The sequence below is a fragment of the Enterobacter sp. MGH 33 genome (assembly GCF_000534535.1).
Lineage (GTDB): Bacteria > Pseudomonadota > Gammaproteobacteria > Enterobacterales > Enterobacteriaceae > Enterobacter > Enterobacter hormaechei_C.
Genome location: NZ_KI973212.1, coordinates 174,854 through 195,846, shown reverse-complemented (window position 1 = coordinate 195,846; position 20,993 = coordinate 174,854). Strand labels below are relative to the sequence as shown.

Genomic DNA, 20,993 nt, shown 5'->3' with positions numbered 1-20,993 from the left:
TTGCGATTGAGACTGTACGTCCCCTTCGTCTAGAGGCCCAGGACACCGCCCTTTCACGGCGGTAACAGGGGTTCGAATCCCCTAGGGGACGCCACTTGCTGGTTCGTGAGTGAAAGTCACCTGCCGTCATATCTCAAAACTGACTTGCGAGTCATGTTTGAGATATTTGCTCTTTAAAAATCTGGATCAAGCTGAAAATTGAAACGACACACAGCTCATGTGTGTTCGAGTCTCTCAAATTTTCGCAAGTCGATGGTGAATCGAAAGAAACATCTTCGGGTTGTGAGGTTAAGCGACTAAGCGTACACGGTGGATGCCCTGGCAGTCAGAGGCGATGAAGGACGTGCTAATCTGCGAAAAGCGCCGGCGAGGTGATATGAACCCTTGACCCGGCGATGTCCGAATGGGGAAACCCAGTGCAATCCGTTGCACTATCGTTAACTGAATACATAGGTTAACGAGGCGAACCGGGGGAACTGAAACATCTAAGTACCCCGAGGAAAAGAAATCAACCGAGATTCCCCCAGTAGCGGCGAGCGAACGGGGAGCAGCCCGGAGTCTGAATCAGCTTGTGTGTTAGTGGAACGGTCTGGAAAGTCCGACGGTACAGGGTGATAGTCCCGTACACGAAAATGCACATGCTGTGAACTCGAAGAGTAGGGCGGGACACGTGGTATCCTGTCTGAATATGGGGGGACCATCCTCCAAGGCTAAATACTCCTGACTGACCGATAGTGAACCAGTACCGTGAGGGAAAGGCGAAAAGAACCCCGGCGAGGGGAGTGAAAAAGAACCTGAAACCGTGTACGTACAAGCAGTGGGAGCCTCTTTATGGGGTGACTGCGTACCTTTTGTATAATGGGTCAGCGACTTATATTCTGTAGCAAGGTTAACCGTATAGGGGAGCCGAAGGGAAACCGAGTCTTAACTGGGCGTTAAGTTGCAGGGTATAGACCCGAAACCCGGTGATCTAGCCATGGGCAGGTTGAAGGTTGGGTAACACTAACTGGAGGACCGAACCGACTAATGTTGAAAAATTAGCGGATGACCTGTGGCTGGGGGTGAAAGGCCAATCAAACCGGGAGATAGCTGGTTCTCCCCGAAAGCTATTTAGGTAGCGCCTCGTGAACTCATCTTCGGGGGTAGAGCACTGTTTCGGCTAGGGGGCCATCCCGGCTTACCAACCCGATGCAAACTACGAATACCGAAGAATGTTATCACGGGAGACACACGGCGGGTGCTAACGTCCGTCGTGAAGAGGGAAACAACCCAGACCGCCAGCTAAGGTCCCAAAGTCATGGTTAAGTGGGAAACGATGTGGGAAGGCACAGACAGCCAGGATGTTGGCTTAGAAGCAGCCATCATTTAAAGAAAGCGTAATAGCTCACTGGTCGAGTCGGCCTGCGCGGAAGATGTAACGGGGCTAAACCATGCACCGAAGCTGCGGCAGCGACACTATGTGTTGTTGGGTAGGGGAGCGTTCTGTAAGCCGTTGAAGGTGTGCTGTGAGGCATGCTGGAGGTATCAGAAGTGCGAATGCTGACATAAGTAACGATAAAGCGGGTGAAAAGCCCGCTCGCCGGAAGACCAAGGGTTCCTGTCCAACGTTAATCGGGGCAGGGTGAGTCGACCCCTAAGGCGAGGCCGAAAGGCGTAGTCGATGGGAAACAGGTTAATATTCCTGTACTTGGTGTTACTGCGAAGGGGGGACGGAGAAGGCTATGTCAGCCGGGCGACGGTTGTCCCGGTTTAAGCATGTAGGCGGAGGTTCCAGGTAAATCCGGTACCTTGTTAACGCTGAGGTGTGATGACGAGGCACTACGGTGCTGAAGTGATAAATGCCCTGCTTCCAGGAAAAGCCTCTAAGCATCAGGTAACACGAAATCGTACCCCAAACCGACACAGGTGGTCAGGTAGAGAATACCAAGGCGCTTGAGAGAACTCGGGTGAAGGAACTAGGCAAAATGGTGCCGTAACTTCGGGAGAAGGCACGCTGATGTGTAGGTGAAGCCCCTGCGGGCGGAGCTGAAATCAGTCGAAGATACCAGCTGGCTGCAACTGTTTATTAAAAACACAGCACTGTGCAAACACGAAAGTGGACGTATACGGTGTGACGCCTGCCCGGTGCCGGAAGGTTAATTGATGGGGTTAGCGGCAACGCGAAGCTCTTGATCGAAGCCCCGGTAAACGGCGGCCGTAACTATAACGGTCCTAAGGTAGCGAAATTCCTTGTCGGGTAAGTTCCGACCTGCACGAATGGCGTAATGATGGCCAGGCTGTCTCCACCCGAGACTCAGTGAAATTGAACTCGCTGTGAAGATGCAGTGTACCCGCGGCAAGACGGAAAGACCCCGTGAACCTTTACTATAGCTTGACACTGAACACTGGTCCTTGATGTGTAGGATAGGTGGGAGGCTTTGAAGCGTGGACGCCAGTCTGCGTGGAGCCAACCTTGAAATACCACCCTTTAATGGCTGGTGTTCTAACGTAGACCCGTAATCCGGGTTGCGGACAGTGTCTGGTGGGTAGTTTGACTGGGGCGGTCTCCTCCCAAAGAGTAACGGAGGAGCACGAAGGTTGGCTAATCCTGGTCGGACATCAGGAGGTTAGTGCAATGGCATAAGCCAGCTTGACTGCGAGCGTGACGGCGCGAGCAGGTGCGAAAGCAGGTCATAGTGATCCGGTGGTTCTGAATGGAAGGGCCATCGCTCAACGGATAAAAGGTACTCCGGGGATAACAGGCTGATACCGCCCAAGAGTTCATATCGACGGCGGTGTTTGGCACCTCGATGTCGGCTCATCACATCCTGGGGCTGAAGTAGGTCCCAAGGGTATGGCTGTTCGCCATTTAAAGTGGTACGCGAGCTGGGTTTAGAACGTCGTGAGACAGTTCGGTCCCTATCTGCCGTGGGCGCTGGAGAATTGAGGGGGGCTGCTCCTAGTACGAGAGGACCGGAGTGGACGCATCACTGGTGTTCGGGTTGTCATGCCAATGGCACTGCCCGGTAGCTAAATGCGGAAGAGATAAGTGCTGAAAGCATCTAAGCACGAAACTTGCCCCGAGATGAGTTCTCCCTGAGACTTTAAGTCTCCTGAAGGAACGTTGAAGACGACGACGTTGATAGGTCGGGTGTGTAAGCGCAGCGATGCGTTGAGCTAACCGATACTAATGAACCGTGAGGCTTAACCTTACAACGCCGAAGGTGTTTTGGCGAAGAGACAGACAATCAAATTTCAGCTTTGATACAGATTAACAGAATTTGCCTGGCGGCTTTAGCGCGGTGGTCCCACCTGACCCCATGCCGAACTCAGAAGTGAAACGCCGTAGCGCCGATGGTAGTGTGGGGTCTCCCCATGTGAGAGTAGGGAACTGCCAGGCATCAAACAAGTGAAGAGGCCATCCGGAAGGATGGCCTTTTTGCGTTTGTTTGTTGAAAAACGGCAGGCCGGGCAAGGCGAAGCCGCCACCCGGCAGATCTCAGACTGCACACCACGCCAAAATAAACGCTGCAATCCCCTCCACATTATTCAAATCCAGAACCGGTACTTCCAGCGACAACGCAACGTCACTGGCCACGGCAATCACATGCTCATCCAGCATTAGTTCGCTAACATCATGCCCGGCGCCGTTTCTGAACAGCAAGATCTTAGGCACGGCCTCATGCTTAAACCCCTCAACCAGCACCAGATCCAGCGTGGAGTGATCCATCCGGCTGACAAGATAAGCGAGATCCAGCGGTGCTTCATCCGGTGTTTCTGTCATTAACGCCCAGCGCTGGTTACTCGCCACCATCGTTTGTGCAGCGCCAGCCTTACGCAGCTCGTAGCTATCTTTCCCCGGCTTATCGACATCCATGTTATGGTGCGTATGCTTAATCAATCCGGGACGAATGCCTTTGGCGCAAAGTGCAGGTATTAGTTTTTTTAGCAGCGTAGTCTTCCCGGTGCCACTCCAGGCAGAGATCGCTAATACGGGTATCATTTCTTCTCCTGCATTATCTGCAAATCTTCCGTCGTGTTTACATTCACAAACGCCGATTTCATGTCGCTGAAATCAACGGAATGCCCTCCGGACTGACGCATAAATACCATAACGCGTCGCTCTCCTGCGGCCAGGTAATCTTCCAGCGCGGATATTAACGAGCGATTAATCAATGCGATCGTTGGATGGTCGCGTTCACCGTCGTGTACCCAGACGACGGGAGCACCACCGCGCCGCTGCACCAGACGTTCAACCAGGCAGGACGGGATGAAGGGCGTATCACATGAACAAAAGAGAAACCACTCTCCATGCGACTGCTGCATAACGGAAAGCATTCCCGCCAGCGGACCGGGGTAGTCCACCAGGTTATCCTGATAAACCGGATACCCGCTGCGCTGATAAATATCAACATGTCGGTTAGCGCTGATCGCCATCGAGGACACCTGATCTGCAAGCGTATCAGCAACATGCTGCCATAATGGTGTGTTGTTCAGGAGCTGAAGCCCCTTATCCTTTCCGCCCATTCGCGTTGCCCTGCCCCCGGCCAGAACAACTCCGATGATTTCCTGGCATTGATTCACGAATATCGCCTCTTTTATTGTGGGATTGACCCTGCTAACGTGTCTCTCTAAATGAAAGGAGCACTACCATGAAATGTAAACGTCTTAATGAAGTCATTGAGCTTCTCCAGCCGGCCTGGCAAAAAGAGCCAGAGCTGAATCTGATGCAATTTTTACAGAAACTGGCGAAAGAGTCAGGTTTTGATGGTGAACTGGCAGACCTTTCTGACGACATCCTGATCTATCACCTGAAAATGCGTGACTCGGCTAAAGATGCTGTTATTCCTGGCATTCAGAAAGATTATGAAGAGGATTTTAAAACCGCATTACTGCGTGCCCGAGGCGTAATTAAAGAGTAAAAGCTTGTAAGCGGAGCCACCGAAATCGCCACAAGATGATATCCTGAATCATTCGTATAATTTCCGGATGATCGGATGAACGACCAGGCTTTTACTTTCCAGACATTACACCCGGATACCATTATGGATGCGCTGTTCGAACAGGGTATTCGGGTGGATTCCGGGTTAACCCCTTTAAACAGCTACGAAAACCGTGTCTACCAATTTCAGGACGAAGAGCGCCAGCGCTTTGTCGTAAAGTTTTACCGTCCACAGCGCTGGTCCGCAGAACAAATTCAGGAAGAGCATCAGTTTGCCCACGATCTGCTGGATGACGATGTTCCCGTTGCGGCACCCATTAAATTCAATAACCAAACGCTGCTGACCCATCAGGGCTTTTACTACGCGGTATTTCCGAGCCTGGGCGGAAGACAGTTTGAGGCAGATAATATAGATCAGATGGAATGGGTTGCCCGCTATCTGGGGCGCATTCATCAGACGGGACGTAAAAAACCGTTTGTTGCCCGTCCGACGATTGGTGTTCAGGAATATCTTATTGAGCCGCGACAGGTATTCGAAACATCGGCGCTGATCCCGAATGCGCTAAAGGATAATTTCCTCACGGCGACCGATAAGCTTATTGATGCTGTAAAAGCCTGCTGGCGGGATGATATTACTACTCTGCGCCTGCACGGTGACTGCCACGCCGGGAATATTCTCTGGCGCGATGGCCCACTATTTGTCGATCTTGATGACGCACGTATGGGACCCGCGGTGCAGGATCTGTGGATGCTGCTCAACGGTGATAAAGCCGAGCAGCGCATGCAGCTTGAGACCATAATTGAAGCTTATGAAGAATTTAGCCCCTTTAATTCAGACGAAATTGCCTTGATAGAACCTTTACGTGCGATGCGATTTGTTTATTATCTCGCGTGGTTAATCAGGCGTTGGGAAGACCCGGCTTTTCCCCGAAATTTCCCCTGGCTTACCGGGGAGGATTACTGGCGCAACCAGATATCCACATTTACCGCGCAGGTTAAGGTTCTACAGGAACCCCCTTTGCAATTAACGCCGATGTATTAATTGGACACACCCAGGAGAGAGTTAATCATGAAAAAAATTTGGCTGGCGCTGGCTGGTATGATTCTGGCATTTAGCGCAACTGCTGCGCAGTTTACCGACGGCAAGCAGTACATTACGCTGGACAAGCCTGTTGCTGGCGAGCCTCAGGTGTTGGAGTTCTTCTCCTTCTACTGCCCGCACTGCTACGAGTTTGAGCAGGTACTTCATGTTTCTGACAACGTGAAGAAAAAGCTGCCGGAAGGCACCAAAATGACGAAATACCACGTTGAGTTCCTTGGCCCACTGGGTAAAGATCTGACTCAGGCATGGGCGGTCGCGATTGCGCTGGGTGTGGAAGATAAGATCACCGCGCCTATGTTTGAAGCCGTACAGAAAACCCAGACCGTACAAACTACGGCAGATATCCGTAAAGTGTTCGTGGATGCCGGTGTTAAAGGTGAAGACTACGACGCTGCCTGGAACAGTTTCGTGGTGAAATCTCTCGTGGCACAGCAGGAAAAAGCTGCCGCTGACTTCCAGTTGCAGGGCGTGCCGGCGATGTATGTTAACGGCAAATACCAGGTGAATATGCGTGGTATGGACACGACCAGCATGGATATCTTCGTACAACAGTACGCTGATACCGTGAAATACCTGGTTGAGAAAAAGTAACAAACATAAAGAAAAACGCCGGTCACTGACCGGCGTTTTTGTATGAAGATTTAATCTTAGCTATCTGCTCGTCTTTCTCTTTCCAGAGTGTATTAAGCCAAAGCTGGAAACGACGTTTGAAGTTTTTATCGTTGACATAATCCCCGTGCAGTTCAGTGTTGACGGGCATCAGATCAACGCGGACAACGATACGCGTCAGCCTGCCGCTGAGCATATCGTAGAATGGCGTCCTGTCGTTTTCCGGATAGCAGAGCGTTACGTTCAACAATTTATCGAACTGCTCACCCAGCACGTTGAGCGCCATTGCGATGCCCGCAGCCTTTGGCGGCAACAGGTTCTGATAAGGAGAGCGAGTTTGCTGGCGCTTCTCTTCGGTAAAGCGCGATCCTTCGACGAAGTTAACAATGGTGGTGGGATGCGCGCGAAACTTCTCGCAAGAACGGCGCGTGGTTTCCACGTCCTTACCGCGGCGTTCCGGATGACGAATTAAATAGCTGCGTGAATAGCGTTTCATAAACGGCATATCCAGCGCCCAGCAGGCCAGTCCAATGAAAGGCACCCAGGCCAGCTGCTGTTTCAGAAAGTATTTGTTCATCGGAATGTGTTTGCGAAACAGTACGCACAATACAACGATGTCGGCCCAGCTGTGGTGATTGCAGATCAGCAGATACCAGTTCTTTTTGTTCAGCTTCTCCAGCCCCTGAACATCCCACTTCAGCCAGGGGTTCAGATGCAGCAGGATCGCCAGCCCTTCACACCAGCAGTACATCATAAAATTACAAAAAGCAGACACCGCGCGCCATACCGGAGGGACAGGCAGCAGAAGTTTAATTATTCCGGCAACGATGATTGGCACAGAACAGGCGATGGTAACCAGAATAGTTAAAATGACGCTTAACCATAATGTTATCGCTGCGAGTATTCTCGACATAATGAATTTATTCAGATAGTTAGCTGTAATTGAGCAGCCGGCTATCCGGTGCTGGGCGCCGATCTTATCAGAAATTCGCTCAGACCAGGGCGGTTTCACACCAGGAGGCTGCGGCTTTTCCTGCCAGGCAGCGAATTTTTGCATATAGACAGAGTGCTTAAGTCTTATATCCACATAGACTAAATAAACATCAGTGAAGCGCGATCTTAAGTGATCTTATAGCAATGCTTTGATTTTATTATATAAATAAGTTTTCAGTATCACTTTTATAAAGCTGTTATTCACCTGTATTAAAAATATGCACAAACTTATCCACAGTTTTGTTTTGCGAGCGATCTTCCCGATCGCAAAATCTTTTTCTGTATAAAGCGCTAAAACCTGATGTTTTCATCCTTCTGTGGCATCCTTTACCCATAAATTCATAAAAGGCACGGACATTATGGTTCAGATCCCAGAAAACCCACTTATACTCGTCGATGGCTCTTCTTACCTGTATCGGGCGTATCATGCGTTTCCTCCTCTGACCAACAGCGCAGGGGAACCTACCGGCGCAATGTACGGCGTGCTGAATATGCTTCGCAGCCTGATTCTGCAATACCACCCAACCCATGCGGCCGTGGTGTTTGATGCGAAGGGTAAAACCTTCCGCGATGAATTATTTGAGCATTACAAATCTCACCGTCCCCCTATGCCTGACGATCTGCGTGCGCAAATTGAACCGTTGCACGCTATGGTGAAAGCGATGGGGCTGCCACTGCTGGCGGTCTCAGGCGTTGAAGCTGATGACGTAATTGGTACCCTGGCGCGCGAAGCGGAAAAAGCAGGCCGCCCGGTTCTGATCAGTACCGGTGATAAAGACATGGCGCAGCTGGTAACGCCCGGGATCACGCTGATCAACACCATGACAAACACCATTCTTGGCCCGGAAGAAGTGGTCGCCAAATATGGCGTGCCGCCAGAGCTCATTATTGATTTCCTCGCCCTGATGGGCGATTCCTCGGATAACATTCCTGGCGTACCGGGCGTAGGCGAAAAAACAGCTCAGGCGCTGCTGCAAGGGCTGGGCGGGCTGGATACGCTGTATGCAGAACCCGACAAAATTGCCGGTCTTACCTTCCGTGGCGCAAAAACCATGGCCGGAAAGCTCGCCGATAACAAAGAGGTGGCTTATCTCTCCTATCAGTTGGCCACCATCAAAACTGACGTAGAGCTGGAGCTTACCTGCGAGCAGCTGGAAGTGCAGGAACCCGCCGCCGACGAACTGCTTGGCCTGTTCAGAAAATACGAATTTAAACGCTGGACCGCGGATGTTGAAGCCGGGAAATGGCTTCAGGCGAAAGGGGCTAAACCTGCGGCGAAGCCGAAAGAGACCATCGTTGTCGATGCCGAAGAGCAGGCAGAAGAAGAGGCGGCAGCGCTCTCCTTCGACAACTATGAAACCATCCTTGAAGAGTCACGGCTCATCGCCTGGATTGAAAAGCTGAAAAAAGCGCCAGTATTTGCTTTCGATACCGAAACAGACAGCCTTGATAACATTACGGCTAATATGGTGGGCCTGTCATTCGCAACGGAGCCGGGTATTGCAGCCTATGTTCCGGTGGCTCACGACTATCTGGATGCGCCGGAGCAAATCTCCCGCGAGCGCGCCTTTGAACTGCTGAAGCCGATTCTGGAAGACGAGAAAGCGCTGAAGGTCGGGCAAAACCTGAAGTACGACCGCGGTATTCTGCAAAACTACGGCATTGAGCTGCGTGGTATCGCTTTTGACACCATGCTGGAATCTTACATTCTGGACAGCGTGGCGGGCCGCCATGATATGGATTCCTTATCCGATCGTTGGCTGAAACACAAAACCATCACCTTTGAAGAAATTGCCGGTAAGGGCAAAAATCAGCTGACCTTTAACCAGATCGCGCTGGAAGAAGCAGGCCGCTACGCCGCGGAAGACGCTGACGTCACGCTACAGCTGCATCTCAAAATGTGGCCGAAATTGCAGAAGCACGAAGGGCCGCTGAATGTGTTCCAGAACATTGAGATGCCGCTGGTGCCTGTGCTGTCCCGCATTGAGCGCAATGGCGTTAAAATCGACCCAACGGTGCTGCATAACCACTCTGGTGAGCTGGCGCAGCGCCTGACCGAGCTTGAACAGAAGGCTCATGAGCTTGCTGGCGAGGCATTTAACCTGTCTTCACCGAAACAGCTGCAAACCATCCTGTTTGAAAAACAGGGTATCAAGCCGCTGAAGAAAACCCCGGGTGGCGCCCCTTCAACGTCTGAAGAGGTGCTGGAAGAGCTGGCGCTGGACTATCCGCTGCCAAAAGTTATTCTGCAATACCGTGGTCTGGCTAAGCTGAAATCGACCTATACCGACAAACTGCCGTTGATGATCAACCCGAAAACGGGCCGCGTGCACACCTCCTATCACCAGGCTGTGGCGGCGACCGGGCGACTTTCGTCAACCGATCCTAACCTTCAGAACATTCCGGTGCGTAATGAAGAGGGCCGCCGTATTCGCCAGGCTTTCATTGCGCCAGAGGATTATCTGATTGTCTCCGCGGACTACTCGCAAATCGAACTGCGTATTATGGCGCACCTGTCACGCGACAAAGGCCTGCTGACGGCCTTTGCCGAAGGGAAGGACATCCACCGGGCAACCGCTGCCGAAGTGTTTGGGCTGCCGCTGGAGAGCGTGACAAACGAGCAGCGTCGTAGTGCAAAAGCGATCAACTTCGGTCTGATTTACGGCATGAGTGCCTTTGGTCTTTCACGCCAGCTCAATATCCCGCGTAAAGAGTCGCAGAAGTATATGGATCTCTACTTCGAGCGGTATCCGGGCGTGCTGGAATATATGGAACGTACCCGCGCACAGGCGAAAGAGAAAGGCTACGTTGAAACGCTGGATGGCCGTCGTCTCTACCTTCCGGACATCAAATCCAGCAACGCCGCGCGCCGGGCTGGTGCTGAACGTGCTGCGATCAACGCCCCTATGCAGGGCACTGCGGCGGACATCATTAAACGCGCAATGATTGCCGTCGATGCCTGGCTCGAAAAAGAGAAACCGCGCGTGAAAATGATCATGCAGGTACACGATGAACTGGTCTTTGAAGTTCATAAAGACGATCTGGAGACGGTCTCTCAGAAGATCCATGAACTGATGGAAAACAGCATGAAGCTGGACGTACCATTGCTGGTGGAAGTGGGTAGCGGCGAAAACTGGGATCAGGCTCACTAAGGGTTATCGGAATAACGCGCGTTTTATGTAAGTAAGCAACATAAGTACGCGCGTTTTGTGACGATCATTAGAATTCCCTATGTAAAGAATGAAAAAAAACTACAAAAAGTGCTTTGTCCAGCGATAAAAAAAGAGTAGAGTTAACGACGTAGGGTACAGAGGTAAGATGTTCTATCTTTCAGACCTTTTACTTCACGTAATCGGATTTGGCTGAATATTTTAGCCGCCCCAGTCAGTAATGACTGGGGCGTTTTTTATTGCGGCAAAGAAAGTTTCAGGCGAAAAAAAGCGCGGTCATCGCCGCGCCTGTTGTTACTCTGCTTCCGCTTCAGTCGCCGGTTCCAGATCGTTAAACCAGCTGTCGAGCTTCTGTCGCAGTTTATCCACGCCCTGCTTTTTCAGCGAGGAGAACGGTTCAACCTGTACATCACCGTTGAATGCCAGCACCGCTTCACGAACCTTGTTCACCTGCGCCTTGCGCGCGCCGCTTGCCAGCTTATCCGCTTTTGTCAGCAGCACCAGCACCGCAATATCGCTTGCCACCGCCCAGTCAATCATCTGCTGGTCGAGATCTTTTAGCGGATGACGAATATCCATCAGCACCACCAGACCTTTCAGACACATGCGTTTTTCCAGGTATTCGCCCAGCGCACGCTGCCATTTGATCTTCATCTCTTCCGGTACCTGCGCGTAACCGTAGCCCGGTAAATCGACCAGGCGTTTGCCTTCAGCCACTTCAAACAGGTTAATCAGCTGAGTACGGCCAGGTGTTTTCGAGGTACGCGCCAGGTTTTTCTGATTGGTGAGCGTATTCAGGGCACTGGATTTTCCCGCATTGGAGCGGCCAGCAAATGCCACTTCAATCCCTGTGTCTGAGGGCAGGTGGCGAATATCGGGCGCACTGGTGACAAAATGCGTCTGTTGGTAGTTCCAGGTAGTCACGTGGTCGTCTCCAAAAATCGTAATCTGCGGGGATTATACCTGAATGCGGGCAAAAGGCTTTTCCCTTCGTCATTGACATGTAAGTGAAAGCCCTACGGAATGTAAGAGATCTGCCCTAAAGCGTATGAGAAATTTAAGAGAAATCGCAGGCGCTAAAAAACTCAAAATATTAAAATTCAAAGAGTTATTAATGAGTAATTATCTGAAAATCCGGTTTTGTACCTTTTCATAGCTTGTTAGTTTAAGGGAACAAGGTAAAGTGTGTGCCAGGGCGAGGATGCCAACAGGATAACGACTTAAGGATAAGGGTCAGGAGCGCCAGGAGGCGAAGACTCAGGATTGTCAGGACGACCGGCGCCTGGAGGCGTTTTTAACAGGAAACGGAACCGTATCACGGACGGTAGTAGCCAAGGGATAAACAGGGTTTGTTGCAGGCAAACAGGGAATGTCTGACCCGTTAAGGGTTGTGAGTCAGGAAAAAAGGCGACAGATTGCTCTGTCGCCTTTTTTCTTTGCTTGCTTTCTGCTAGATTTCGCCGCAATTCTATACTGAAGAAAACGACTTAAAGATAAAACATCATGAAAAAACCGACCTCCGCTGCGGGCGTGAAACGCCCTGCAAAAGCACGCCGCAAAACGCGCGAAGAACTGAATCAGGAAGCGCGCGATCGCAAACGCGATAAAAAACATCGTGGCCATGCTGCGGGTAGCCGTGCTAACGGTGGCGGTGCCGCAGGCGCTTCTGCAAAAGGCAAACAGCAGAAAGATCCTCGTATCGGCAGTAAAACTCCCATTCCACTGGGCGTGACAGACACGCCGGTCACTAAGCAGCACAAACCAAAGAGCGAGAAACCTATGCTTTCACCGCAGGCTGAGCTGGATATGCTGGAGAACGATGAGCGCCTGGATGCGCTGCTGGAACGTCTTGAAGAGGGTGAAACCCTGACCGCTGAAGAGCAGTCCTGGGTGGACGCCAAACTGGACCGCATTGATGAACTGATGCAGAAGCTGGGTCTGTCCTACGATGATGAAGAAGACGAAGAGGAAGACGAAAAGCAGGAAGATATGATGCGTCTGCTGAAAGGTGGAAACTAACATTTGCACCCGGCAGGTACACTCGTCCTGCTTATAACCCTTCCGGTTATATGTTATCTGGTGTGGTTATTCGTTAAACTACGGCGGTTGTCGCGGCGACAGAAGTGGCTGCGCACCCGAATGATGGCCCGCAACGGGACCAGAACGGGCCGCCGTATACGAACGCGACACCAACGGAAGGAGTGAGCATGTCTGTACCATCTATCGACTGGGATTTGGCCCTGATCCAGAAATATAACTATTCCGGGCCGCGTTATACCTCATACCCCACCGCGCTGGAGTTTTCTGACGCTTTCGGCGAGGCGCATTTTCAGCAAGCTGTGGCGCGCTATCCCGAGCGCCCGCTGTCGCTCTACGTCCATATTCCGTTCTGCCATAAGCTCTGCTACTTCTGCGGCTGCAATAAAATCGTTACCCGCCAGCAGCACAAAGCCGATCAATACCTCGATGCGCTCGAACAGGAAATTCTGCACCGCGCACCGCTGTTTAAAGGGCGTCACGTCAGCCAGCTTCACTGGGGCGGTGGTACGCCAACTTATCTGAATAAAGCGCAGATCAGCCGCCTGATGGCGCTGCTGCGCGGCAATTTTAGTTTTAACGACGACGCCGAAATTTCGATCGAGGTCGATCCGCGTGAAATCGAGCTGGATGTGCTGGATCATTTACGCGCCGAAGGTTTCAACCGCCTGAGTATGGGCGTACAGGACTTCAACAAAGAAGTACAGCGCCTGGTAAACCGCGAGCAGGACGAAGCGTTTATCTTTGCCTTACTCAACCATGCGCGTGAAATCGGCTTTACCTCAACGAATATAGACCTGATTTACGGCCTGCCGAAGCAGACGCCGGAGAGCTTCGCCTACACGCTTAAACGCGTGGCTGAGCTTAACCCGGACCGTCTGAGCGTCTTTAACTATGCGCACCTGCCGACGCTGTTCGCCGCTCAGCGCAAAATCAAAGATGCGGATCTGCCTTCCGCCCAGCAGAAGCTGGACATTTTGCAGGAGACCATAGCCTCGCTGACCGAAACCGGCTATCAGTTTATCGGCATGGATCACTTTGCCCGCCCTGACGATGAACTGGCGATTGCCCAGCGCGAAGGTGTTCTCCACCGTAACTTCCAGGGCTACACTACCCAGGGCGATACCGATCTGCTCGGAATGGGCGTCTCCGCCATCAGCATGATTGGCGACTGCTACGCCCAGAATCAGAAAGAGCTGAAGCTGTACTATCAGCAGATAGACGAAACCGGCAACGCGCTGTGGCGCGGCATTGCGCTAACGCGCGACGACTGCATCCGTCGTGATGTGATTAAGGCGCTTATCTGCAACTTCCGTCTCGAATTTCGCGAGGTGGAGTCGCAATGGGATCTGCAATTCAGCGATTACTTTGCCGAAGACCTGAAGCTTCTGGCGCCGCTGGCGAAAGACGGGCTGGTGGATGTGTCGGAGAGTGCGGTTGTCGTCACGCCGAAAGGACGTCTGTTGATTCGTAATATCTGCATGTGCTTCGATGCCTATCTGCGTCAGAAGGCGCGTTTACAGCAGTTCTCGCGGGTGATTTGAGCTGTAATGCCGGGTGGCGGCTTTGCCTTACCCGGCCTACTTAAGTGCGAGATGTAGGCCGGGTAAGGCAAAGCGCCACCCGGCTTTTCATCGACAGCTCGTTAGCTAAACAGCCCAACCAGTGCCGCACACAATACCGCCGCAACGGCAGTTTGTGGCGTGTGGCTTTCTGCTGCTCCGCTCGAAAGCAAAGTCACTAATGATTCCAGCATGATGCTCCCCCCTGTTTCCGGGCACGATCATACAAAACTCATCGGAACAGTAAAGCGCAAAATAACGGCACTTTGCGCTCAATTAGTAACCTTTACACAGCGGAGTAAGATCACTCCATTCCCAGCTCTTTCAGCTTGCGCGTCAGGGTGTTTCGACCCCATCCCAACAGGCGAGCCGCTTCCTGTTTGTGGCCCTGGGTATGACGAAGCGCGGTAGTCAACAGCGTGCGCTCCATCTCAGGCTGCGCTTCGGAGAGCAGATTTTGATGACCGGAACGCAGCGCGCGATCTGCCCACTGCGCCAGCAGCGTCGCCCAGCTGTCCGGCAGCGCATGTCCGGCGGTGCTTTCGGGCACGGTGGCTTCAAACAGCTCGGCGGGGAGATCCTGAATCAACACTTCCTGTCCGGCGGCCATCACGGTCAGCCAGCGACAGGTGTTTTCCAGCTGACGCACGTTGCCCGGCCACGCCAGACGGGTGAGGGCGGCATCCGTTTCCGGATGAAGCTGCTTGGCTTCCACGCCCAGCTCGCGGGCCGCCACTTGCAGGAAATGGCGCGCCAGACGCGGGATATCTTCCCGACGCTCGCGCAGCGGCGGGAGGTGGACGCGGATCACGTTCAGACGATGGAATAAATCCTCACGGAATTTCCCCTCCTGCACGCGCAGCTCCAGGTTCTGGTGCGTCGCGGCAATAATACGCACGTCCACCTTCACCGGCGCATAGCCGCCCACGCGGTAAAACTGGCCATCTGCCAGCACGCGCAGCAGTCGGGTCTGAACATCCAGCGGCATATCGCCGATTTCATCCAGGAATAGCGTTCCGCCGTCAGCCTGTTCAAAGCGTCCCTGACGAATGGTATTTGCCCCGGTAAACGCCCCTTTTTCGTGGCCGAACAGCTCAGATTCAATCAAATCTTTGGGGATCGCCGCCATGTTCAGGGCGATGAAAGGCGCTTTCGCCCGCGGGCTGTGGCGATGCAGGGCGTGCGCAACCAGCTCTTTACCGGTCCCTGATTCACCGTTAATCAAGACGCTGATAGACGAGCGCGACAGACGCCCGATGATGCGAAACACGTCCTGCATGGCCGGCGCTTCACCGATGATGTCCGTCGTAGGCCCGAAATCCGGCGCGTGGCGGGGCTGCTGTTGCTCCTGATAGTGGCTGATGGCGCGTTCGACCAGGGCAACGGCTTCGTCGATATCAAACGGTTTTGGCAGGTAATCAAACGCCCCCTGCTGGTAGGCGCTAACGGCGGCATCCAGGTCGGAGTGGGCGGTCATTATGATGACCGGAAGCATGGGGTGGCGCTGTTTGATCTGCTTTAAGAGCGCCAGTCCGTCCATGCCCGGCATGCGAATATCCGAGAGCAGAACGTCCGGCGTTTTGGTGGTGAGTGCGTCGAGCACTTCGCTGCCGCTCTCAAACGTCGTGCAGCTTAATCCCGCTCCTGTGAGCGCGCGTTCAAGCACCCAACGGATGGAGCTATCGTCATCGACTACCCAGACTATCCCTCGTTGCATAAACGTCACCTTTATTTTTTAATCGGCAGGAAAACCGAAAACTCGGTATGTCCCGGCCAACTGGTAAATTCAATTTTGCCGGAGTGTTGGTCAATCAAATTACGGGCTATGGATAACCCCAGCCCGGTGCCGCCTTCGCGACCGCTGACCATCGGGTAGAACAGGGTGTCCTGAAGATGCGGCGGGATCCCCGGCCCGTTATCTTCCACATCAATACGTGCCGCCAGACGATAACGCACGCCGTGCAGCGTCAGCTGGAACGCGGTGCGGGTACGCAGAATAATTTCGCCCCCCTCCGGGCCCAGCGCCTGCAACGCGTTACGCACAATGTTCAACAGCACCTGTTCAATCTGGTCCGGATCGTGCGCCAGCTCCGGCAGGCTTGGGTCGTAATCACGCACCAGCGCGACGTTATCCGGCAGCTCCATAGAGACGAGTTTCACCACCCGCTCCGCGACCTTGTGAATGCTTTCTGAAATATGCATCCCCGGCTGCTGCGGCCCGAGCAGGCGATCGACCAGATTACGCAGACGGTCCGCCTGCTCGATAATGACGTTGGTATACTCCGCCAGGGCAGGGTCAGGCAGCGCTTTGGTCAAAAGCTGTGCCGCACCACGTAAGCCGCCCAGCGGGTTTTTGATCTCATGAGCCAGCCCGCGCACCAGGTCGCGCGCCGCAATCTGCTGCGCATGCTGAAGCTGCTCCTGGCTGAGACGACGCTGGTTATCCATCGGCGCCATTTCCAGCAGAATCATGCCATCTGGCAGGCGTTGTGCGGTGAGGGACAAAATATGCGAGCGTCCGTCAATCACCAGCGTCACTTCGTTATCGGTGAAGCCCTGACCCGCCTGCAAACTCTCCTGCATCAGGCCAATATTCAGCGAGAAATAGCTCAGCAGTTCAGGCAGCGGCGTGCCAAACAGTTTACGGGCGCTTTGAGCGAGCAGCTGCTGCGCCGCCGGGTTGGCGTAATGCACCGCCAGCTCGTCGTCGACCAGCAAGATACTGTTAATCAAAGAATTGAGGATCTGCCCAGCATCGGGCAGCGTGCCAGTTGCCATTCAGCAGTCTCCTGGAGTCGTTGCACTATTTTAGTGCAGTATAGCGTTTTAGAGGTAAAAAGCGCGTGAGATCAGGTTGTTGGTGGAGAAAAAAGCCCATCCGAAGATGGGCTAAAGTTTCCACGGCAACTACTCCCGACGCGTATGCGCCGGGTAAAACAAATCAATTAAACGCTGTAGTACAGTTCGAACTCAACCGGGTGCGGCGTCATGCGAACGCGGTCGTTTTCTTCGGTACGCAGCGCGATGTAAGCGTCGATTGCTTCATCGGTGAACACGCCGCCAGCGGTCAGGAACTCGCGGTCTGCATCCAGCGCTTGCAGGGCTTCTTCCAGCGAGCCGGCGACCTGTGGGATCTCTTTCGCTTCTTCTGGCGGCAGGTCGTACAGGTTTTTGTCCATGGCTTCGCCCGGGTGGATCTTGTTCTTGATACCGTCCAGACCGGCCATCAGCAGTGCTGCGAAGCACAGGTATGGGTTAGCCGCCGGGTCCGGGAAGCGCACTTCGATACGACGCGCTTTCGGAGACGCCACCACCGGGATACGGATAGAAGCAGAACGGTTACGGGCAGAGTAAGCCAGCATCACCGGTGCTTCGTAGCCTGGGACCAGACGCTTGTAGGAGTTGGTGGTCGGGTTCGCCAGGGCGTTGATCGCTTTAGCGTGCTTGATAACACCGCCGATGTAGTGCAGCGCCTGCTCAGACAGACCCGCATATTTGTCGCCAGAGAACAGGTTGGTGCCGTTCTTGGACAGGGACATGTGGCAGTGCATACCGGAACCGTTGTCGCCGAACATGGGTTTTGGCATGAAGGTCGCGGTTTTACCGAAACGGTGCGCAACGTTGTGCACAACGTATTTGTAGATCTGAATCTCATCCGCTTTCTTGGTCATGGTGTTGAAGCGGGTTGCGATTTCGTTCTGGCCAGCCGTTGCCACTTCGTGGTGGTGCGCTTCAACAACCAGGCCCATCTCTTCCATGATCAGACACATGGTAGAACGGATGTCCTGTGAAGAATCGACCGGAGGAACCGGGAAGTAACCGCCTTTCACGCCCGGACGGTGACCTTTGTTACCACCTTCGTATTTGGTGGAAGAGTTCCATGCGCCTTCGATGTCATCGATAGCGACGTGGGAACCAGAAATGGAAGCACCAAAACGGATGTCATCGAACAGGAAGAACTCTGGCTCTGGCCCGAACAGAACGGTGTCTGCGATACCGGTAGAACGCAGGTACTCTTCAGCGCGTTTTGCGATAGAGCGTGGGTCACGGTCATAGCCTTGCAGCGTGCCAGGTTCCAGGATATCGCAGCGGATGATCAGCGTAGGTTCTTCGTAGAACGGGTCAATGAGCGCAGTGGTTGCATCTGGCATCAGAACCATGTCGGATTCGTTAATGCCTTTCCAGCCGCCAATGGAGGAGCCGTCAAACATTTTGCCTTCTTCAAAGAATTCGGCGTTCACCTGATGAGCAGGGATCGTGACGTGCTGTTCTTTACCTTTGGTATCGGTGAAGCGCAGATCAACAAACTTCACTTCATGTTCGTTCAGCATCGTCAAAACGTGTTCAGCGGACATACTTAACTCTCCAGATTGGTCATTGTCGTCGTGGTAACGAGGTCTTCAAATCGGCTGGGCTGCCATATTTTTACTGTATTTCTGTAAAGCGAAATCTGTGCCAACTTTTAAAACACCCCAAAAAGGCGTTATCATGCGCACCATAGTGCAGAAGGGCTGCACCACATTGGATTTGTTGCACCATTATAGTGCTTCTGTGTGAACATCGAGCACCATATTGGTGCAATTTACGTTAAAGTGCCCTTTTACCGCTCCGTGAAAGCGATCACAAAGCATCTCTGCAATACTTGTTTGCGGGGGATGTTTGTGATCCTGTTTTGTAGTGCGATTAATCCGTGTACAATAACGCGCTATTTCTAAATGCCTGAGGCAAAGTTGTGATCGAAAAATTGCGTAATATCGCCATCATCGCGCACGTCGACCATGGTAAAACTACCCTGGTTGATAAGCTGCTACAGCAGTCCGGTACGTTTGATGCTCGTGCCGAAACTCAAGAGCGTGTGATGGACTCCAACGATTTGGAGAAAGAGCGTGGGATTACCATCCTCGCCAAAAACACCGCTATCAAATGGAATGACTACCGTATCAACATCGTTGATACCCCAGGGCACGCCGACTTCGGTGGTGAAGTTGAGCGCGTGATGGCCATGGTGGATTCCGTGCTGCTGGTGGTTGACGCATTTGATGGCCCTATGCCGCAAACGCGCTTCGTGACCAAAAAAGCATTTGCCCACGGCCTGAAACCTATCGTTGTGATCAACAAGGTTGACCGTCCTGGCGCGCGTCCTGACTGGGTTGTTGACCAGGTCTTCGACCTGTTCGTTAACCTCGACGCGACCGACGAACAGCTGGACTTCCCTATCGTTTATGCGTCTGCGCTGAACGGTATCGCCGGTCTGGATCACGAAGACATGGCGGAAGACATGACTCCGCTGTACCAGACGATTGTTGACCGCGTTCCTGCGCCAAACGTTGACCTGGAAGGCACCCTGCAAATGCAGATCTCTCAGCTCGACTACAACAACTATGTTGGCGTAATCGGCATTGGTCGTATCAAGCGCGGTAAAGTGAAGCCTAACCAGCAGGTCACTATCATCGATAGCGAAGGCAAAACCCGTAACGGTAAAGTCGGTAAAGTTCTGACTCACCTGGGTCTTGAGCGTATCGAGAGCGACATCGCTGAAGCGGGCGACATCATCGCCATCACCGGTCTGGGTGAACTGAACATCTCCGACACCATCTGCGATCCGCAGAACGTCGAAGCGCTGCCAGCCCTGTCCGTTGATGAACCAACCGTATCCATGTTCTTCAACGTCAACACCTCTCCGTTCTGTGGTAAAGAAGGTAAGTTTGTTACCTCTCGTCAGATCCTTGACCGCCTGAACAAAGAGCTGGTGCACAACGTTGCGCTGCGCGTTGAAGAAACCGAAGACGCTGATGCATTCCGCGTTTCGGGTCGTGGTGAGCTGCACCTGTCTGTTCTGATTGAGAACATGCGTCGTGAAGGTTTCGAGATGGCGGTTTCCCGTCCGAAAGTTATCTTCCGCGAAATCGATGGCCGTAAACAAGAGCCATTCGAAAACGTAACGCTGGACGTTGAAGAACAGCACCAGGGTTCTGTGATGCAGGCACTGGGTGAGCGTAAAGGCGACCTGAAAAACATGAATCCAGATGGCAAAGGCCGCGTACGTCTCGACTACGTGATCCCAAGCCGTGGCCTGATCGGCTTCCGTTCTGAGTTCATGACCATGACTTCCGGTACTGGTCTGCTGTACTCCACCTTCAGCCACTACGACGACGTTCGTCCGGGCGAAGTGGGCCAGCGTAACAACGGCGTGCTGATCTCCAACGGTCAGGGTAAAGCGGTTGCGTTTGCGCTGTTCGGTTTGCAGGATCGCGGTAAGCTGTTCCTTGGCCACGGTGCTGAAGTTTACGAAGGCCAGATCATCGGTATTCACAGCCGTTCTAACGACCTGACGGTAAACTGCCTGACCGGTAAGAAACTGACCAACATGCGTGCGTCCGGTACTGACGAAGCAACGGTTCTGGTTCCACCGATCAAGATGACGCTGGAGCAGGCTCTGGAATTCATCGATGATGACGAACTGGTCGAAGTGACGCCTCAGTCAATTCGTATCCGTAAACGTCACCTGACCGAGAACGATCGTAAACGTGCTATGCGCGGTGCGAAAGAAGACTAATTCGGTTATGCCGTAGTCCGGGTAAGCGCAAGCGCCACCCGGC

General features: G+C 53.0%; 15 protein-coding genes, 1 tRNA gene and 2 rRNA genes. 10 read left to right on the top strand and 8 right to left on the bottom strand.

Features of this window, described 5'->3' with window-relative positions; genetic code table 11:
- Positions 1 to 18: 18 nt before the first annotated feature.
- From L379_RS22865 to rrf, 3 genes are all read left to right on the top strand, one after another.
- A tRNA-Glu gene (locus L379_RS22865) sits at positions 19 to 94 on the top strand.
- 192 nt (positions 95 to 286) lie between these two features.
- Positions 287 to 3,191: ribosomal RNA gene (locus L379_RS22870) — 23S ribosomal RNA — on the top strand.
- A gap of 72 nt (positions 3,192 to 3,263) precedes the next feature.
- Positions 3,264 to 3,379, top strand: a 5S ribosomal RNA gene (gene rrf, locus L379_RS22875).
- 99 nt (positions 3,380 to 3,478) lie between these two features.
- Here rrf and mobB read toward each other — a convergent pair.
- Positions 3,479 to 3,982, bottom strand: coding sequence for a molybdopterin-guanine dinucleotide biosynthesis protein MobB (gene mobB, locus L379_RS22880; RefSeq protein ID WP_017694039.1), 504 nt, complete (start codon positions 3,980 to 3,982; stop codon positions 3,479 to 3,481).
- The gene (gene mobA / locus L379_RS22885; protein WP_017694040.1) at positions 3,979 to 4,563 is read right to left on the bottom strand and encodes a molybdenum cofactor guanylyltransferase MobA; all 585 of its coding nucleotides are present in this window, start codon (positions 4,561 to 4,563) and stop codon (positions 3,979 to 3,981) included. The genes mobB and mobA overlap by 4 nt, the downstream gene beginning before the upstream one ends.
- 68 nt (positions 4,564 to 4,631) lie before the next feature.
- On the opposite strand from mobA, the gene L379_RS22890 reads away from it, so the two are divergent.
- The 3 genes from L379_RS22890 to dsbA all read left to right on the top strand — a co-directional run bounded on the left by L379_RS22890 (position 4,632) and on the right by dsbA (position 6,614).
- The gene (locus tag L379_RS22890; RefSeq protein WP_003861904.1) at positions 4,632 to 4,901 is read left to right on the top strand and encodes a YihD family protein; all 270 of its coding nucleotides are present in this window, start codon (positions 4,632 to 4,634) and stop codon (positions 4,899 to 4,901) included.
- 75 nt (positions 4,902 to 4,976) lie between these two features.
- The gene (locus tag L379_RS22895) at positions 4,977 to 5,963 is read left to right on the top strand and encodes a serine/threonine protein kinase (protein ID WP_023295647.1); all 987 of its coding nucleotides are present in this window, start codon (positions 4,977 to 4,979) and stop codon (positions 5,961 to 5,963) included.
- A gap of 27 nt (positions 5,964 to 5,990) precedes the next feature.
- Positions 5,991 to 6,614 (top strand): thiol:disulfide interchange protein DsbA, encoded by a 624-nt coding sequence (dsbA, locus tag L379_RS22900; protein WP_003861908.1) that lies wholly within the window; start codon positions 5,991 to 5,993, stop codon positions 6,612 to 6,614.
- 22 nt (positions 6,615 to 6,636) lie between these two features.
- On the opposite strand, the gene L379_RS22905 is transcribed toward dsbA, so the two are convergent.
- On the bottom strand, positions 6,637 to 7,545 hold the full coding sequence (locus tag L379_RS22905) for an acyltransferase (protein ID WP_032620765.1): 909 nt from the start codon (positions 7,543 to 7,545) through the stop codon (positions 6,637 to 6,639).
- A gap of 439 nt (positions 7,546 to 7,984) precedes the next feature.
- Here L379_RS22905 and polA point away from each other — a divergent pair, with 439 nt between their 5' ends.
- Positions 7,985 to 10,777 (top strand): DNA polymerase I, encoded by a 2,793-nt coding sequence (gene polA / locus L379_RS22910; RefSeq protein ID WP_032652015.1) that lies wholly within the window; start codon positions 7,985 to 7,987, stop codon positions 10,775 to 10,777.
- Positions 10,778 to 11,089: 312 nt separating this feature from the next.
- On the opposite strand, the gene yihA is transcribed toward polA, so the two are convergent.
- Complete coding sequence (yihA, locus tag L379_RS22915) at positions 11,090 to 11,719, bottom strand: ribosome biogenesis GTP-binding protein YihA/YsxC (protein WP_003861913.1); 630 nt, start codon at positions 11,717 to 11,719, stop codon at positions 11,090 to 11,092.
- Between the two features lie 579 nt (positions 11,720 to 12,298).
- Between yihA and yihI the strand changes: the two genes are divergently transcribed.
- The gene (yihI, locus tag L379_RS22920) at positions 12,299 to 12,814 is read left to right on the top strand and encodes a Der GTPase-activating protein YihI (RefSeq protein ID WP_015569898.1); all 516 of its coding nucleotides are present in this window, start codon (positions 12,299 to 12,301) and stop codon (positions 12,812 to 12,814) included.
- Positions 12,815 to 13,002: 188 nt separating this feature from the next.
- Positions 13,003 to 14,376: an oxygen-independent coproporphyrinogen III oxidase gene (gene hemN / locus L379_RS22925; RefSeq protein WP_032652012.1), complete on the top strand. Its 1,374-nt coding sequence runs from the start codon at positions 13,003 to 13,005 to the stop codon at positions 14,374 to 14,376.
- Between the two features lie 101 nt (positions 14,377 to 14,477).
- Here hemN and L379_RS25750 read toward each other — a convergent pair whose 3' ends face one another.
- The 4 genes from L379_RS25750 to glnA all read right to left on the bottom strand — a co-directional run bounded on the left by L379_RS25750 (position 14,478) and on the right by glnA (position 18,749).
- Positions 14,478 to 14,588: a YshB family small membrane protein gene (locus L379_RS25750; protein WP_017382667.1), complete on the bottom strand. Its 111-nt coding sequence runs from the start codon at positions 14,586 to 14,588 to the stop codon at positions 14,478 to 14,480.
- A 110-nt stretch (positions 14,589 to 14,698) separates the two neighbouring features.
- Positions 14,699 to 16,111 carry a nitrogen regulation protein NR(I) gene (glnG, locus tag L379_RS22930; RefSeq protein ID WP_003861919.1) on the bottom strand — a complete coding sequence of 471 codons (1,413 nt, stop codon included), beginning with the start codon at positions 16,109 to 16,111 and terminating at the stop codon, positions 14,699 to 14,701.
- Positions 16,112 to 16,122: 11 nt separating this feature from the next.
- Entirely contained in the window at positions 16,123 to 17,172 is a 1,050-nt protein-coding gene (glnL, locus tag L379_RS22935) for a nitrogen regulation protein NR(II) (RefSeq protein ID WP_032652009.1), read from the bottom strand.
- A gap of 167 nt (positions 17,173 to 17,339) precedes the next feature.
- On the bottom strand, positions 17,340 to 18,749 hold the full coding sequence (gene glnA / locus L379_RS22940; RefSeq protein WP_003861925.1) for a glutamate--ammonia ligase: 1,410 nt from the start codon (positions 18,747 to 18,749) through the stop codon (positions 17,340 to 17,342).
- A gap of 377 nt (positions 18,750 to 19,126) precedes the next feature.
- On the opposite strand from glnA, the gene typA reads away from it, so the two are divergent.
- Positions 19,127 to 20,950: a ribosome-dependent GTPase TypA gene (gene typA, locus L379_RS22945; RefSeq protein ID WP_032652008.1), complete on the top strand. Its 1,824-nt coding sequence runs from the start codon at positions 19,127 to 19,129 to the stop codon at positions 20,948 to 20,950.
- Positions 20,951 to 20,993: the final 43 nt, after the last annotated feature.

Excerpts from the sequence above, each read along its gene's own strand:
- hemN (WP_032652012.1), top strand. The coding sequence starts at position 13,003 with ATGTCTGTACCATCTATCGACTGGGATTTGGCCCTGATCCAGAAATAT.
- L379_RS25750 (WP_017382667.1), bottom strand. The coding sequence starts at position 14,588 with ATGCTGGAATCATTAGTGACTTTGCTTTCGAGCGGAGCAGCAGAAAGC.
- yihI (WP_015569898.1), top strand. The coding sequence starts at position 12,299 with ATGAAAAAACCGACCTCCGCTGCGGGCGTGAAACGCCCTGCAAAAGCA.
- L379_RS22905 (WP_032620765.1), bottom strand. The coding sequence starts at position 7,545 with ATGTCGAGAATACTCGCAGCGATAACATTATGGTTAAGCGTCATTTTA.
- glnG (WP_003861919.1), bottom strand. The coding sequence starts at position 16,111 with ATGCAACGAGGGATAGTCTGGGTAGTCGATGACGATAGCTCCATCCGT.
- L379_RS22890 (WP_003861904.1), top strand. The coding sequence starts at position 4,632 with ATGAAATGTAAACGTCTTAATGAAGTCATTGAGCTTCTCCAGCCGGCC.
- glnA (WP_003861925.1), bottom strand. The coding sequence starts at position 18,749 with ATGTCCGCTGAACACGTTTTGACGATGCTGAACGAACATGAAGTGAAG.
- polA (WP_032652015.1), top strand. The coding sequence starts at position 7,985 with ATGGTTCAGATCCCAGAAAACCCACTTATACTCGTCGATGGCTCTTCT.
- dsbA (WP_003861908.1), top strand. The coding sequence starts at position 5,991 with ATGAAAAAAATTTGGCTGGCGCTGGCTGGTATGATTCTGGCATTTAGC.
- mobB (WP_017694039.1), bottom strand. The coding sequence starts at position 3,982 with ATGATACCCGTATTAGCGATCTCTGCCTGGAGTGGCACCGGGAAGACT.
- glnL (WP_032652009.1), bottom strand. The coding sequence starts at position 17,172 with ATGGCAACTGGCACGCTGCCCGATGCTGGGCAGATCCTCAATTCTTTG.
- L379_RS22895 (WP_023295647.1), top strand. The coding sequence starts at position 4,977 with ATGAACGACCAGGCTTTTACTTTCCAGACATTACACCCGGATACCATT.